Source organism: Bryobacter aggregatus MPL3 (assembly GCF_000702445.1).
Taxonomy (GTDB): Bacteria; Acidobacteriota; Terriglobia; order Bryobacterales; family Bryobacteraceae; genus Bryobacter; species Bryobacter aggregatus.
In genome coordinates this window covers 139,829-153,379 of record NZ_JNIF01000004.1, presented here as the reverse complement: position 1 = coordinate 153,379, position 13,551 = coordinate 139,829, and the positions used below count along the sequence as shown (strand labels likewise).

The window sequence follows — 13,551 nt, the reverse complement described above, 5'->3', positions numbered from 1 at the left end:
ACGGAATTTTCAGTATACCAAGAGATCTTGGATTCTCTGCATCGCAAAACGGGTTCCCACCTCAGATTTTATGATTTCTTCTGCCAAACCAATGATTCTCCCTGAGAATTTTGAAGGACACCGGCGACTCTCCCAAGAGATGGCCTTGTACCGCACGCGGAGTGCCGCAGTTTATGGAATCGATGCCCACCTCATCGATGTCGAAGTCGATATGGCGCAGGCAGGAAGTTCCCGCGACTTTATCACGGTCGGAATGCCAGATACAGCGATTCGAGAGAGCCGCGAGCGAATCAAAAGCGCCCTATTGAATTCTGGCTTCGGCTATCCCACACGCTCCGTAACAATCAATCTGGCGCCAGCCAATGTGCGCAAAGAAGGTGCGGGCTTCGATCTTCCAATGGCGATGGGAATTCTGGGCGCGATGGGTGTTTTCCACCGGAATGAAAAATATCTGATGGTGGGCGAACTCAGTTTAGATGGTGTCATTCGCCCCGTACGCGGAGCGCTGTCAATGGCGGTTTGTGCCAAGAAGATGGGCATTCCGAACGTTGTCGTTCCGATGGACAATGCGGCAGAGGCCGCCGTCGTTGAGGGCGTGAATATCTATGGAGTGCGGCATCTCGGCGAAGCAGTCAGCCTGTTCACACAGCCAGACCGGATGACGCCCGTTCTCCCGCGCACACTGAGTCAGATTGCAGAAGAGGCCGCCCAAGGCCTGGACTTTGCGGACGTCCGGGGGCAGACCATCGCCAAGAGAGCGCTCGAAGTGGCTGCCGCCGGGGCACACAACCTCTTGATGATTGGGCCGCCTGGATCCGGAAAGACGATGCTGGCGCAACGCCTGCCCGGCATTCTACCGCCGCTCGATTTTGTCGAAGCGCTGGAGACGACGCAAGTACATAGTGTCGCGGGAGTCTTGCCGAAAGGAGCAGGCTTGCTCACCTCCAGACCCTTCCGCTCCCCTCACCATACGGTGAGCGATGCAGGATTGATCGGAGGCGGCAGCGGAACGCCGCGGCCCGGCGAGGTAAGTCTGGCTCACAACGGCGTGTTGTTTCTCGATGAACTTCCAGAGTTCGCGCGCAACGTTCTGGAAATTCTGAGGCAGCCGCTCGAAGAGGGCAAAGTCACACTCGCACGGACGAACATGACGCTGACTTTTCCGGCGAAGTTGATGCTTCTGGGCGCAATGAATCCATGTCCCTGTGGTTTTCGCGGCGATCGATCGAAGGAATGCCGGTGTACCGGAATGCAGATCCAGCGCTATATCGGCAAGATCTCAGGCCCGCTTCTCGATCGGATCGACATCCACATCGAAGTGCCTGCCGTGCCTTACAAAGATCTGCGGAGCACAGGCGATGGAGTGAGTAGCGCAGTAATGCGGGAACGCGTGGCCAGTGCCCGCTCGATCCAGAACACACGTGGGTTCTGGAATTCTCGCATCCCTTCCTCCGTACTGCGGCAGGTCTGTGAACTGGACGCAAGCGGCGAGAGGACGCTCGAGATGGCCGTCAAAAAACTGAGCCTCTCAGCCCGTTCGCACGACCGGCTCCTGAAGGTGGCGCGCACCGTAGCGGACTTAGCCGGTGAAGCCCAAGTGCAGGCAAAACATATTGCCGAAGCCGTGCAGTACCGGAGTCTCGATCGGGAGTATTGGGCCGCCTGAGAAACTGTTGCCGTCGTCCTCTCCTATCGATGATCCCCATGGGATAATCACGCTCGCTGCAAACTTGGACCACTGCCTTTTGGTTGCCCTACGCCAGCCACATCGCCAACAGTCCCGATGCCGTCAACGATTTTGTACCCGTCGAGACTCTTCGAGCCAGAACATTGCCGGCAGCAATCTGGCGATCCAGGGAACTTTCCACCGTAAAGTCCATCCTACGGGCGTCACTTCATGGTGAGCCTGCCTCGACCTATTCCGACCGCATGGCTTCCACCGGATTCACAGATGCAGCCCGGTGAGCGGGGAGAAAACTGGCAAGCGTTGCAGCCGCAGCCAAAACCAGCGTGACTCCGGCAAAGGTAGAGAGATCCCAGCTTGAAACACCAAATAGGAAGCCGCTCAGCAGACGCGACAATGCCGCAGCCGCCAGCAGACCCAGAAGGAGTCCAAAGACTGCGAGGCTGCCAGCCTCGTTGAAAATCATCCGATACACCGTAGCCCGAGGAGCACCAAGCGCCATGCGCACGCCAATCTCGCGCGTCCGTTGGCTGACCGAATAGGCAATCACTCCGTAGAGTCCGACAACGCCCAGCAGCAAGGCCATCGCCGCAAAGACACCAACCAGCCAGGCGGAGGCCCGGTGGAGATAGGCGGGTTGCGAGTCGTTGATCAGGTCGGTCATGGTCGCTGCGCCAATGGTGGCAATCTCTGGGTCAAAGGCGCGAATCGCGGCAGTCAGCGTAGTCAGGATCGCTTTCTCTGATTGTCCGGTGCGGACCACCGCGGCAAAGTAGTTTTCCTGGCTCTGGTGGATGGGAATATAGACCGTGGGATGGATTGCCTTGTCCAGGGGACCTTCCCGGATGTCTTCGACCAGACCGACGATTTCCATGGGCACAACCGGGTCGGAGTGGTAGGAGATCTGCTTGCCGATGGGGTCTTCGTTCGGAAAGTAAAGACGCGCCATGGACCGGTTGACGATCACCACCTTTGGCTTCGTTGCATCATCGGAGTCGAGGAAGAATCGCCCCTTCGCCAGACGGGCGCCGATGGTCTTGAAATAGTCGGGGCTCACTTCGCGATTCGGCATCTCGTTGCGCTCGCCGTGGAAAGGCCGGCCGATGATGCGGAACCAACTGGTGTTGCCACCGCTGCCCACCGGTAAGAGCGTGGAAAAGCCCACAGAACTGACGCCGGGCAGCGCGCTGAGCTGAGCACTGAGTTCGCGACTGAGCGCTGTTGTCTTTGCGACGGTGGAGTACTTGGCAACCGGAGTGGCAAGCTGAACGGTGGCCAAGTGGTCGGGCTGCATTCCGACATCGACTTGCAGCAACAAATAGAAGCTCTTGCCGAGCAGCCCAGCGCCTATCAGCAATACAACGGCGGTAGCCAGTTCGATCACCACGAGCCTGGAGCCGAGACGGCGCCAGGCTAGCCCTGAGGAGCCGCGGCTGCCTTCGCTTAGCCCATTGCGCACACGGCTCCAGAGCAAGTGGAGCGCTGGAGTGATGGCGAAGAGGAACACCGCCAGACAAGCAACAACACCAGTAAAAGCAAGGACGTTACCGTTGATGCTGAGGCCTTGGAGATAGGACATTCTCGCCATGTGGTCCTCAGGGATCAGCCCGGCCAAAAGCTGCATGGCGCCGTAGGAAGCCGCAAGGCCGACAGCTGTTCCGGCAGAGACGAGGACGATGCCTTCGGTGAGGAACTGCCGGGCCAGCCGCGCGGAGCTGGCGCCAAAAGCGCTGCGGACAGCCATCTCGCGGCGGCGGCTTTCAGAACGGACCAGAAGCAGGCTCGCCACATTGATGCAGGCGATCAGTAAAAGCAGCCCAGCGCCAGTCAGTAGCAGCAACAGAGTCGGACGGATGGTGCCGACAATATGAGTGGACAGAGGCTGCAGGGATGCACCCTGATCGCGATTAGATTGCGGATATTCTTGCTGGAGCTGGCTTGCAATTGCCTGGACATTCGACAGCGCCGTCTCGATGCTGATGCCGTCCTTGAGGCGGGCGACACCATAGAGATTGTGACAGCCCCGGCGTTTGAGACAGGATCCCTCCGGCTGTACAGGCAGCCAGAATTCGCTGGGAGATGTGGCGGCAAACTGGAAATCTTTGGGGAGCACTCCGATGATCAGAGTCGGCTCCCCATCGAGCGTGAGCGTCGAACCAAGTACCTCCTGGCGGCCGCCAAAGCGCTTCTGCCAGGTACTGTAGCTGAGGATGGCGGTGCGCCGATCCTCACCAGCAATGAAATCGCGGCCCAGTAAAGGCGCCACGCCGAGAGTGCGGAAAAAAGCATCTGTGACGCGCAGGCCGCGGGCCATCTGTACGCCGGTTGGGGTGCTGAGGATCACGCCGCCGGGCTGATAGGCGGCGAAGGATGCAAAGACCGTATTGCGCTTCTGCCAATCGAGAAAGTCCTGGTAGGAGAGATTCGAATACTCAAACATCGGGATCGATTCAAAGACCCCGACCAGGCGCGCCGGATCACGATAGGGGAGAGGCCGGATCAGTGCAGCGTCAACAAAAGCAAAGATCGCGACACTGGCGCAGATGCCAAGACCAAGCATCAGAATTGCAACCACTGTGAAGCCGGGATTCTTGCGAAGCTGGCGCAGAGAGAAGCGCAGGTCCTGCCCCAGCTCATCGAGAAGATTCCATCCGCGCGCATCCCGGCATTCCTCTTTGCGCTGCTCCAGGCCACCGATGGAACGGAGCGCGGCAAAGCGGGCTTCCTCTGCCGGCAGGCCTTGGCGCAGGTTCTCTTCGATCTGCCGGTCCAGGTGATAGGCCAGTTCTTCGTCGAGTTCTTGCTCGACCTTCTGTCGCGAAAACAGACTGCTCAGACGGCGCTCGAGGATGGTGAACAAACGCATCAGACTGTCCTCACCACTTGCGTGATTGCAGTGGAAAGACGCTCCCACTGGGCTGTTTCCTGATCGAGAGCAGAGCGCCCATCCAGGGTGAGCGTGTAGTACTTGGCCCGGCGATTGTTCTCGCTTTGCGCCCACTCGGCGCTGATCCAGCCATTCTGCTCGAGCTTGTGCAGCGCTGGATAGAGTGCTCCCTGCCCCACCTGGAGCACTTCGCCGGAAATCTGGTGGATGCGCTGGGCGATCGCCCAGCCATGCATCGGTTCGAGGGCAATCACCTTCAGAATCAGAAGGTCGAGGGTGCCTTGTACAAGGTCAGTGGGTCGGCTCAAGATCGTTCCTCTCAGTAACTGACAACAGCATATATCAGTTACTGAGGGGATGGCAAATCGTGCCTAACGATCCTTGCGAAAGATTTGACTGGCGTTGTCCACCGTAGAGATCAATTCAAGCTTCTGCCCAGAGGAATCGCTGAGAACCCGCACCCGGTAGGACTTCGGAATGAGCTTGCCTGGCTTCTCATTGTCACTGGACGGGGAGCAGGAATAGCGCATCTGGTAGGGGTTCTTCTCAGGCTTCACCGAAATCACATCGCCCGAAAGCTCATAGGTGCCACTCTCATTCATGAAGGTACTTGTGGTGCAACTGTAGAATGTCGATTGCATCAGACCTGTGAAGTTGTAGGTGCCGTCAGCACGGAATTCCCAGGAAAAGCGGTTGCCGGTGGCTGGCGCGGCAACACCAGTGACACTGTTCTTGTACTGGACGGTGGAGACACTGCCGGTGGACCAGCGGCCTAGAAAGGCGCGATCTTCCGCAAAGGCAAGGGAAGCAAGGGTGAGTAGAATTGCAAACTTCATACTCTGAGATACGCGCAAGGCGTTGAGAAATCAGATCACAAAAAAGCCCGCACCAAATGGCGCGGGCCGCATCGAAAACTCGATCTCGTACTTAGTCAGGAATCACGAGCACGTCACCGGGATGGATAACGCTCTTCTCGTCCTTGAGGCTCGATGGATTTCCCTGAATGATCTTCGGATACTGTGCCCCATTTCCGTAAAATTGATTGGCAATTTTCCAGAGGCTGTCCCCAGCCACCACAGTATAAGTGCGAGTTGGTTGCGGCAGCGACGTATCGACGCTGATATCGCACATGACTTCATTGGACCAATCGCTATTGACAGCTTTGATTGCATTCCAGACGTCATTCTTGATGTCTTCACTCGGCGCCGCGCCTTTGATGAAGAGTTTGTCGCCCTCAACATGTAAGTTTGAGAGAACAACACCTTTCGACTTCACCACGTTCAGAACACTTTGGTATTTGAGCTTGAGCCCTTCCAACAAGTCCATTTCATCCTCCTTGACCGTTGATGTACCTTTCGGCAATGTAATTCTCTCACTTATTGAGATCGATTGTCTGGATCTCAGGCTGTGCGCCGTCTCCAAAACGCAAAGCCGTGGACTCCCATCGCCTCACCCGCATCGTTGCCAGCCGCGACCAAAGCACGAGCAACAACCCCATCCAGAGGAAGGACAAGGCCCAGGAGCTCGAAGTGGCCAGGCTGACCACTCCAAGCACAGAAAAGCCCAAGAAGGAGCCCAGATAGACACACACTGTTTGAATCGCCGGACGCTGTCCAGGTGCATAGCCAGCGGTGAAAGGAATGAAGTCGATTCTGGACAGAAGAACTTCCACAAGACAGAGAATCGCAAGAGCCTCCAAGACAGTGAAGCGCAGCGCCATCGATTCTGTATGAAAACGCCAATTTGCAATCCCTACTGCCAGGATGAGCAGCGATGCCAGAATGCGAAGCAAAAAACGCTGCAGCGCCACCCAATTGGCATCCTCCAGTTGCGGCGCCGGCAGGATACGGAAGACCCAATTTGCTCCGATCTCCACTGGAATCTCGAATACGTGAACCAGGCCGTTGAGTGTCCAAAAGGCCGTGGCTAGAGTGATGAACATCAGCACTTTCCGGTCTTGCGGATCGCCCGAGGAAATCTCATAAATAACGATCATCGCGGTGAGAGCCAGCCAGGCGGAAAGAAGCGTCTTGTGCATCGCGCTGCGGGACAGCGTGAAGCATAGGAAATGGAATAAACCAGCACTGGCCCGCCTGCCGGCCACCAGACGCAGGAGCTTCGCCGCCATGGGGCTGGAGGGTGTGCCTGTTCCTTCAAGAAGCTGTCCCCGGCGCAAATAGCTGAGGCCATAAAGAGTGCTCGCTGCACCGAGGCTAAGCAAAAATGGCACAAAGAGAAGCGCGGCAAAAACATCCCAACGATAGCCGGCATGGCCGTGAATCCAGGCTCCGCGCGAGAGAATCCGAAAGATCTGTGGAAAGCCGATGATGAGCAACGCGAGCAGCAGATTCTGAATCCAGCCCGAGACCCTGCGATGCCAACGGCCCAGAAGAAGCTGCAGCAAGCCCTCCAGCGCAACGAGAAAGAACAGGATCGTCATCCCCGCCAGCACACAGGCAAGAAACATCAGAAGCGCATCGACAACAAACCAATGCTCGGAATGATGCCCCATCTGAACCGGAGGCACCGTGATCGCCCAAGCCGCTGAGACGCCAACCACGAAAGCGCCAATACAGAGTGTCACGCTCGCCAGACGCGCCGAATAGATGGCGGCCGGAGGCACAGGCATCGGACTCAGAACATAAAGATCCGTTGCATCAGGATAGAGGCTTCTCCAACGGAGTACGCAGAGAATCGCCGCGATGAAAGCGACAAAGACCAGGAGGAAGCCGCGATCCGCAGCCGCGGCAATTTCATAGGGAAGACGGGAAGGCAGGAGATTGAGCTCAAAGTACTGGCGAAACATCTTTTGCACCAGAAGCACTTGAAAGCCGGCGAGAAGGCTGCCGGTTGAAATGAGAAGAAAGCGCAGGCCGTCAGCGCTAGTCGACCAGTCGCTCGCAAAGAAACGATCCCAGAAGAGTTTGACCAGATGGCCCCAGATTTTCATGGCATTCAGCGGAGGGACATCACTTCGATCGCTTCCCGGGCCACCGCATCCAGATCGGGCTGCCGTGTGAGTTGGCGAAAGACATCTTCGAGACTGCCCTGCTGCGCGATTTCACGCAGACGTTCGACCTTGTCATGCGCAACAATCTGCCCCTGATACAGGATGATGACGTCGGTGCAAAGCTTCTCGACCACCTCAAACACATGGGTTGAAAAGAAGATCATCTTGCCGCTCCAGGCCAGGGCCTGCATCAGCCGCCGGAAGAGGAGCGCGGTGTTGATGTCGAGACCGGAGAATGGCTCGTCCAGAATCAACAGATCAGGATCATGCAGCATCGCGGCAAGAATCAGAATCCGCTGGCGCATTCCTTTCGAGTACGACGACAACAGGCCATCGCGTGCCTCCCACATCTCGAGCAGACGCAAGAGCCGGGAAGACTTTTCGGCAAGGAGTCCTTCCTCAATCCCGCGGAGCCGCCCACAGAGCTCCAGATACTCTTTGCCCGTCAGGTGCGCATACAGATAGGGTTCCTCGGGAACATAGCCGAGTCTCGATTTATAATCTTGCCAGTTGCCCAGAACGGGCTTGCCATCGAGATGAAGCGTGCCGGAACTCGGGTCGATCAGTCCGGTGAGGATCTTGACGGTTGTACTTTTCCCAGATCCATTTGGCCCCAGATAGCCGAGAATCTGTCCCGGTAAGATGCGAAAGCTGGCGGAGTCGAGCGCCGTGATCCCACGGTAGCGCTTGGTGAGTGCAATCGCCTCAAGCATGCGGGCTTAGACCGAAACACTGTCATAAAAGTTCCGTATCCAGGGAACAATTGCGGGAAAGCCGCAGTCGAATGGGCATTGCAATTCTCCCGGCAAGAACGATTCTATCGGCGTGTGCTCCTGGTGGGCGCAGGCTGCTTCACCTTTGGGTTGCTTCTGATGCTGCTGCCCACTGAGGACTTCGATGCGAAATGGCGTCCCCGCATTGGAGCCAAAGCCTGGCCGCAAAAGAAGCCACGTGTCGCCATCGACGCGGCGCATTGGAATGGCGCAACCGCGGAAGGGAGCTACCAGCCCTTTGCCAAGTTACTCGCCGACGATGGCTATTCCGTCGCGAGCTATACAGAAGAATGGCGACTGTCAGGACTGCGGCGCTTTCAGGTTCTGGTCGTCGTGCGTCCGCTCGGATGGTCAGGCAGTTTCCGGCAACTGGCGGCGGATCTCCGGTTGCCAGCGCCACCGATTGAACAACAGAACCCTTTCGGAAGTGGTGAGATCGATGCCGCCAAACAGTATGTACAGAGCGGCGGCCGGCTGTTGCTCATCATTGATCCCAACTCCGCGGAAGCATCGCAACAACTCGCGTCGCAGTTTGGAATCGGCATGAACCCAGACCCCGCACAGGACCGCATTCCTCCGCGCTTCACCCCAGTGGCAGGAATGCTGGGCAAGCATGCGATCACACGGGAGGTGAAATGTGTGGCGAGTTCCGGCGGTCAATGGTTGACGGGCCCGGCCGGGAGCACTCCTTTGCTGCGGGTAGAGAGGAATCAGGTGCTGGCGGTGGCGTCTGACTACGGACAAGGCCGCGTGGTGGTATTGGGAGACCCCGGCCTTGCCAGTGCTCGCTTCGCGGGAGAGGGAGCCAAGAGGATACCCATCGGAATGAATCAGAATGATTGCGACAACTTGCGATTTGTCCGGAATTTGATGTTCTGGCTGAGCGAGGGGACACGCTAGACCGCGTGCTAAGTTGGGATCATCGGCATGAAGCAGTTGGCCCATCACGGAGTCCTGGCAGACTTGAAAGGTGCGCTGGAGCATGTACTCCTCGGGAAAGAAGAGGCAGTGCGGCAGACCCTGGTCTGTCTGATCGCACGGGGACACCTTCTGATCGAAGACGTCCCGGGCGTTGGAAAGACAACGCTTGCCGAATCGCTAGCCCGGCTGGTGGACGCGAGCTTCCGGCGTCTGCAATGCACCTCAGACCTCTTGCCCGGCGACATCACCGGCGTCTCCATCTATCGACCGCAGTTTCAGGACTTTGAGTTTCGTCCCGGGCCGGTCTTCGCAAATTTTCTGCTCGCCGACGAGATCAACCGCGCCACCCCAAAAACGCAAAGTGCATTGCTCGAGGCGATGAGCGAGGGTCAGGTTTCTGTCGATGGACAAACCATGCCCCTCCCCGACCCGTTCATGGTGATTGCCACCCAGAACCCCACCGAGCAACAAGGGACTTATGCCCTGCCCGAGAGCCAGCTCGATCGTTTTCTGATGCGAATCGAGATCGGCTATCCGAAGGCCGACCAGGAGAGAGCGATCCTCCGCGGAGAAAGCATCAAGCCCCAGAAGCTGGCGCCACTCCTGAATTCAACTGAATTACGAACGCTCCAGAAAGACGTCGAAGCAGTGCATGCCGATGCCGATCTGGTCAGCTATCTTCTGGCAATTGTCGAAAAGAGCCGACACCACGACGGGGTGACGCTCGGAGTAAGTCCACGTGGCGGACAGGCGCTCTACCGCGCAGCACAAGCCAGCGCATTGCTCGATGGACGAGACTTTTTGGTGCCCGACGACATCAAGCAATTGGCCGTTCCAGTATTCTCCCACCGGCTGCGGTTATCCGCGCAGGCGAGTTTTGGACACCGGCATTCCGACAGCGCGCGCCGGGTGATTGAGCGCATTCTCGAGACGGTTGACGTTCCTCTCTGAAGCGTTATGCTTGTTGGAACATGGATCGCAAGAAGGCATCAGAATTCCCACAAGAGCTGTTGAATCTGTTTGATCGCTATGTTCACGGCGACATCGAGCGGCGTGATTTTCTCGAGGGCGCGCAGAAGTTTGCCGTCGGTGGCGTGACGGCGGCCATGCTCTTTGAGAGCCTCCGGCCCAACTATGCCTGGGCGCAGCAAGTGCCCAAGGACGATAGCCGGATCAATACCGCGTATGTCACCATTGAATCGCCACAAGGCAATGGCAACATCAAAGGTTATCTGGCGCGGCCCGCCAAGGCCAGCGGCAAGCTGCCCACCGTGTTAGTGATTCATGAGAACCGCGGCCTGAATCCTTATATCGAAGATGTTGCACGCCGTCTGGCGACAGCGAACTTTATCGCGCTCGCTCCCGACGGGTTGACCAGCGTAGGCGGCTATCCAGGCGATGACGAAAAGGGAGGCAAACTCTTTGGCACCGTCGATCGCGCGAAGATGACCGAAGACTTTATCGCCGCGGCACGCTGGCTCAAAGCCCGGCCTGATGGCAATGGCAAAGTGGGCGCCGTCGGCTTTTGCTTTGGCGGTGGCATCTCCAATACCCTCGCGGTGCGCATGGGTGCGGACCTTGCCGCGGCAGTACCCTTCTATGGGGGGCAGCCCAAGGCGGAAGATGTGCCCAAGATCAAAGCGCCTCTCTTGATTCACTACGCGAGCCTCGACACCCGCTTGAACATGGGCTGGCCAGCCTACGAAGAAGCCTTGAAGGCGAATCACATCACCTACACCGAGTACATGTATGAGGGAGCCAATCATGGCTTCCATAACGACACGACTCCGCGCTATGACGAAGCCGCCGCCAAGCTCGCCTGGACGCGGACGCTCGATTTCTTCAATCACTATCTGCGCGCTTGAGCCCGAGGACTTCCCGCAGCCAAGCCACGCGATCCCGAATCGCTTCTTCATTGAGACCATGGCCTGCTTCGTAATACACCAGCTTCTTGGGCTCGCGCGCGGCGTTCCATAACGCTTCGGTGCGCGCTCTCGGAACATAAGGATCTCGTACTCCAAACTGCAAGAACACCGGACGATCGAGGTTCCCGATGAAACGAAGCGGCGCAAGAGGCTGGAGCCGGTCGCGCACCTTCTGTTTGTCCGCCTCAGAGAGCGTCCGGCGACCCAACAGATACCAGTCTTCAAAAGCAGTGGTACCAGCCTGGAGAGCCCAGGCACAGGGCCGCTTGTCTGTTTGGCTCAGCAGCAGACCGTACATCATTCCAAAATCATGCCCGACATAGGCAACCCGGTTCGGATCCACTCCCGGCTGCGCAAGCAGATAATCGAGAGCCTTCCCAAGATCGGCCACCTGCTCCAGACTCTTGTCATAGTCCTGTTCCGGATCCCGTTGCTCAAACCATTTCGGATCTGACCACAAAGTGGCCGGAAGCAGGCTCGTCACTCCATCCCTCGCAAGATCGAAGGCTTGCGAGAGGAACTGAGAGCGGTTGGAGTCAGGGCTGCGGCTTTCCAGCCAATGGACAAAGAGGATGGCCGCTCCCCCGTTGACGCGCGTACCAGGGATCACGAGATAGGCTGGAATCGATTTGCCCTTCGCCCCGGGAAACACAACATCCCGGATGATCGGCTCGGCGGCAGACAGCGCAGGCAGTGAAAGCAACAGCGCCAGAAGAAATCTTTGCATGTCGACCTCATTCTGCCTGATTCGTGCCCGATGCTGCTTTTCGAGGGATAGAGCGGACATAATCGAAACATGTCTGCCATGGACCCCATCGAGTGGGAGCTGCGCGTCCAGCTTGCCGCTGCCTATCGCATCATCGATCACCTAGGCTGGTCGGAACTCATCTGGACCCACACCACCGTCCGCGTGCCCGGCCCGGAGCATCACTTCCTGATCAATCCTTATGGGCTGCGCTTCGATGAGGTCACCGCGTCGAATCTCGTCAAGGTGGACATGCACGGCCAGATCATTGGCGACCAGAACCAGGAGATCAATCCGGCGGGCTTCGTGATCCATAGTGCGATCCACATGGCACGGCCCGATGTGCGTTGTGTGATGCACACCCACACGACAGCAGGCATGGCCATTGCGGCACTCGAAGAGGGGCTGCTCCCCATCAGCATGTATGCGTTGGGCTATTACGGCGAAGTGGGATCTCACGATTTCGAAGGGCCGAGCCTCGAGTTGGACGAGCGCGCCAGGCTGGCGGAAAATCTCGGCAATCGCAATGTCATGGTCCTCAAAACGCATGGTTTGCTGACCTGCGGCGCCACCGTCGGACAGGCTTTCGTTCGCATGTTTCGCCTCCAGCGAGCGTGTGAAGTCCAACTGGCGGCTCAGTCCACGGGGGCCAAGCTCGTGGTGCCACCCGCTGCGGTCTGTGAGCGCAGCAAGGCATTGAACGATGACTTTGAATCCACCGAAGGCGGCGACGGCTATAGCCGCACAGCGAATCCGGAGTTTGACGCGATGCTTCGCCTGATGGATCGCAAAGATCCGTCCTTCCGCAACTGATCTGCACACAAACCGCAACGTCGGGCGTGCTCGAGACATCCTATATTTCAGAAACCCGAATCAGGGGCCGATAAGACAATAGGGAAGAATTCCTTCCTGTTTCGAGCGAGGTTCTTATGGATATCTTTGGCGAACGCAAATTCGTGGAAATACCCGGCGACCGTATGCACGAACTACCTCCGTTGCTAGTCCGTTCGACACCCGTCCAACGCCTGGACCAGATGATGCACATGGCGAGTGACATTCTTCTAAGTGAAGATCTGATTGCCAGCATGCCGGTACTCGATCCTAAGCTGGAACTGGAGTTTGAGCGCCGCCGCATGGACATGGCACTCAATCTGGTGGACCAGTATCAGAGCTTCATGCATGCCTGGGCCTGGGGGGATTCGATTCTCGAATGGATCCGGCAATGCGAAACCACTTTCGAGATGCGTGCGGAATTGAGGCCACTGCTCAAAGCAGATGTCTGGCCGCACGCCGGGCGCAAGAGCTTCGTCGTGTTACTCGAAGATAAGGCCAGAAGCCAGGTTAACGATGAGCGCATCAATTTCGAAAGCTCGCTGGGCCTACGGCTGACCTTCCGGCAACCGCCTCCGCTCGGCTGCTTTAGCGATCAGTTCCTGTTCTATCTGAATGGCTCACTGGCGCAGTCTGCCTTCCAAACCTGGTCCGCAATGAACCCCGGGCCGGTCTCCGATTTGCCGCCGGAACGCTTCCGTTTTGATGTCGTCACGATGTAGGACTCCAGCGGACAGAGACGGCTTGATACCCTGAGAAAGTCCGGCGCAGCCGG

The 13,551-nt window shown here is 57.7% G+C and carries 13 protein-coding genes; 6 read left to right on the top strand and 7 right to left on the bottom strand.

Annotated features, from left to right (window positions below; genetic code table 11):
- Positions 1 to 91 precede the first annotated feature (91 nt).
- Positions 92 to 1,666, top strand: coding sequence for a YifB family Mg chelatase-like AAA ATPase (locus M017_RS0120310; RefSeq protein WP_202901696.1), 1,575 nt, complete (start codon positions 92 to 94; stop codon positions 1,664 to 1,666).
- Positions 1,667 to 1,916: 250 nt separating this feature from the next.
- On the opposite strand, the gene M017_RS0120305 is transcribed toward M017_RS0120310, so the two are convergent.
- The 6 genes from M017_RS0120305 to M017_RS0120280 all read right to left on the bottom strand — a co-directional run bounded on the left by M017_RS0120305 (position 1,917) and on the right by M017_RS0120280 (position 8,294).
- On the bottom strand, positions 1,917 to 4,550 hold the full coding sequence (locus M017_RS0120305; RefSeq protein WP_031500002.1) for an ABC transporter permease: 2,634 nt from the start codon (positions 4,548 to 4,550) through the stop codon (positions 1,917 to 1,919).
- Positions 4,550 to 4,879: a PadR family transcriptional regulator gene (locus tag M017_RS0120300; protein ID WP_031500001.1), complete on the bottom strand. Its 330-nt coding sequence runs from the start codon at positions 4,877 to 4,879 to the stop codon at positions 4,550 to 4,552. The genes M017_RS0120305 and M017_RS0120300 overlap by 1 nt, the downstream gene beginning before the upstream one ends.
- A gap of 63 nt (positions 4,880 to 4,942) precedes the next feature.
- Complete coding sequence (locus M017_RS26955) at positions 4,943 to 5,407, bottom strand: hypothetical protein (protein ID WP_035958725.1); 465 nt, start codon at positions 5,405 to 5,407, stop codon at positions 4,943 to 4,945.
- A gap of 91 nt (positions 5,408 to 5,498) precedes the next feature.
- Positions 5,499 to 5,897 carry a LysM peptidoglycan-binding domain-containing protein gene (locus tag M017_RS0120290; RefSeq protein WP_031500000.1) on the bottom strand — a complete coding sequence of 133 codons (399 nt, stop codon included), beginning with the start codon at positions 5,895 to 5,897 and terminating at the stop codon, positions 5,499 to 5,501.
- A gap of 46 nt (positions 5,898 to 5,943) precedes the next feature.
- The gene (locus tag M017_RS0120285; RefSeq protein ID WP_031499999.1) at positions 5,944 to 7,521 is read right to left on the bottom strand and encodes a hypothetical protein; all 1,578 of its coding nucleotides are present in this window, start codon (positions 7,519 to 7,521) and stop codon (positions 5,944 to 5,946) included.
- A gap of 5 nt (positions 7,522 to 7,526) precedes the next feature.
- Positions 7,527 to 8,294 carry an ABC transporter ATP-binding protein gene (locus M017_RS0120280; protein WP_031499998.1) on the bottom strand — a complete coding sequence of 256 codons (768 nt, stop codon included), beginning with the start codon at positions 8,292 to 8,294 and terminating at the stop codon, positions 7,527 to 7,529.
- Positions 8,295 to 8,372: 78 nt separating this feature from the next.
- Between M017_RS0120280 and M017_RS0120275 the strand changes: the two genes are divergently transcribed.
- Genes M017_RS0120275 through M017_RS0120265 form a run of 3 tightly spaced genes read left to right on the top strand, consistent with a single transcriptional unit; the run spans position 8,373 to position 11,140 of the window.
- Positions 8,373 to 9,254, top strand: a complete 882-nt coding sequence (locus M017_RS0120275; RefSeq protein ID WP_031499997.1) for a motility-associated ABC transporter substrate-binding family protein — start codon at positions 8,373 to 8,375, stop codon at positions 9,252 to 9,254.
- 27 nt (positions 9,255 to 9,281) lie between these two features.
- Entirely contained in the window at positions 9,282 to 10,226 is a 945-nt protein-coding gene (locus M017_RS0120270) for an AAA family ATPase (protein ID WP_031499996.1), read from the top strand.
- Between the two features lie 20 nt (positions 10,227 to 10,246).
- Positions 10,247 to 11,140: a dienelactone hydrolase family protein gene (locus M017_RS0120265; protein WP_031499995.1), complete on the top strand. Its 894-nt coding sequence runs from the start codon at positions 10,247 to 10,249 to the stop codon at positions 11,138 to 11,140.
- On the opposite strand, the gene M017_RS0120260 is transcribed toward M017_RS0120265, so the two are convergent.
- A complete protein-coding gene (locus M017_RS0120260) occupies positions 11,118 to 11,927 on the bottom strand; it encodes an alpha/beta hydrolase (protein WP_035958721.1) in 810 nt (269 codons plus the stop codon). The two genes, M017_RS0120265 and M017_RS0120260, sit on opposite strands and share 23 nt — an antisense overlap.
- Before the next feature lie 69 nt (positions 11,928 to 11,996).
- On the opposite strand from M017_RS0120260, the gene M017_RS0120255 reads away from it, so the two are divergent.
- On the top strand, positions 11,997 to 12,758 hold the full coding sequence (locus tag M017_RS0120255; protein WP_035958720.1) for a class II aldolase/adducin family protein: 762 nt from the start codon (positions 11,997 to 11,999) through the stop codon (positions 12,756 to 12,758).
- A gap of 164 nt (positions 12,759 to 12,922) precedes the next feature.
- Positions 12,923 to 13,498: a hypothetical protein gene (locus M017_RS0120250; RefSeq protein WP_238325986.1), complete on the top strand. Its 576-nt coding sequence runs from the start codon at positions 12,923 to 12,925 to the stop codon at positions 13,496 to 13,498.
- Positions 13,499 to 13,551: the final 53 nt, after the last annotated feature.

What these genes read in the sequence shown, in the direction of transcription:
- M017_RS0120305 (WP_031500002.1), bottom strand. Translation starts at nt 4,550, where the DNA reads ATGCGTTTGTTCACCATCCTCGAGCGCCGTCTGAGCAGTCTGTTTTCG.
- M017_RS0120310 (WP_202901696.1), top strand. Translation starts at nt 92, where the DNA reads ATGATTCTCCCTGAGAATTTTGAAGGACACCGGCGACTCTCCCAAGAG.
- M017_RS0120255 (WP_035958720.1), top strand. Translation starts at nt 11,997, where the DNA reads ATGTCTGCCATGGACCCCATCGAGTGGGAGCTGCGCGTCCAGCTTGCC.
- M017_RS0120290 (WP_031500000.1), bottom strand. Translation starts at nt 5,897, where the DNA reads ATGGACTTGTTGGAAGGGCTCAAGCTCAAATACCAAAGTGTTCTGAAC.
- M017_RS26955 (WP_035958725.1), bottom strand. Translation starts at nt 5,407, where the DNA reads ATGAAGTTTGCAATTCTACTCACCCTTGCTTCCCTTGCCTTTGCGGAA.
- M017_RS0120280 (WP_031499998.1), bottom strand. Translation starts at nt 8,294, where the DNA reads ATGCTTGAGGCGATTGCACTCACCAAGCGCTACCGTGGGATCACGGCG.
- M017_RS0120250 (WP_238325986.1), top strand. Translation starts at nt 12,923, where the DNA reads ATGCACGAACTACCTCCGTTGCTAGTCCGTTCGACACCCGTCCAACGC.
- M017_RS0120260 (WP_035958721.1), bottom strand. Translation starts at nt 11,927, where the DNA reads ATGCAAAGATTTCTTCTGGCGCTGTTGCTTTCACTGCCTGCGCTGTCT.
- M017_RS0120270 (WP_031499996.1), top strand. Translation starts at nt 9,282, where the DNA reads ATGAAGCAGTTGGCCCATCACGGAGTCCTGGCAGACTTGAAAGGTGCG.
- M017_RS0120285 (WP_031499999.1), bottom strand. Translation starts at nt 7,521, where the DNA reads ATGAAAATCTGGGGCCATCTGGTCAAACTCTTCTGGGATCGTTTCTTT.
- M017_RS0120265 (WP_031499995.1), top strand. Translation starts at nt 10,247, where the DNA reads ATGGATCGCAAGAAGGCATCAGAATTCCCACAAGAGCTGTTGAATCTG.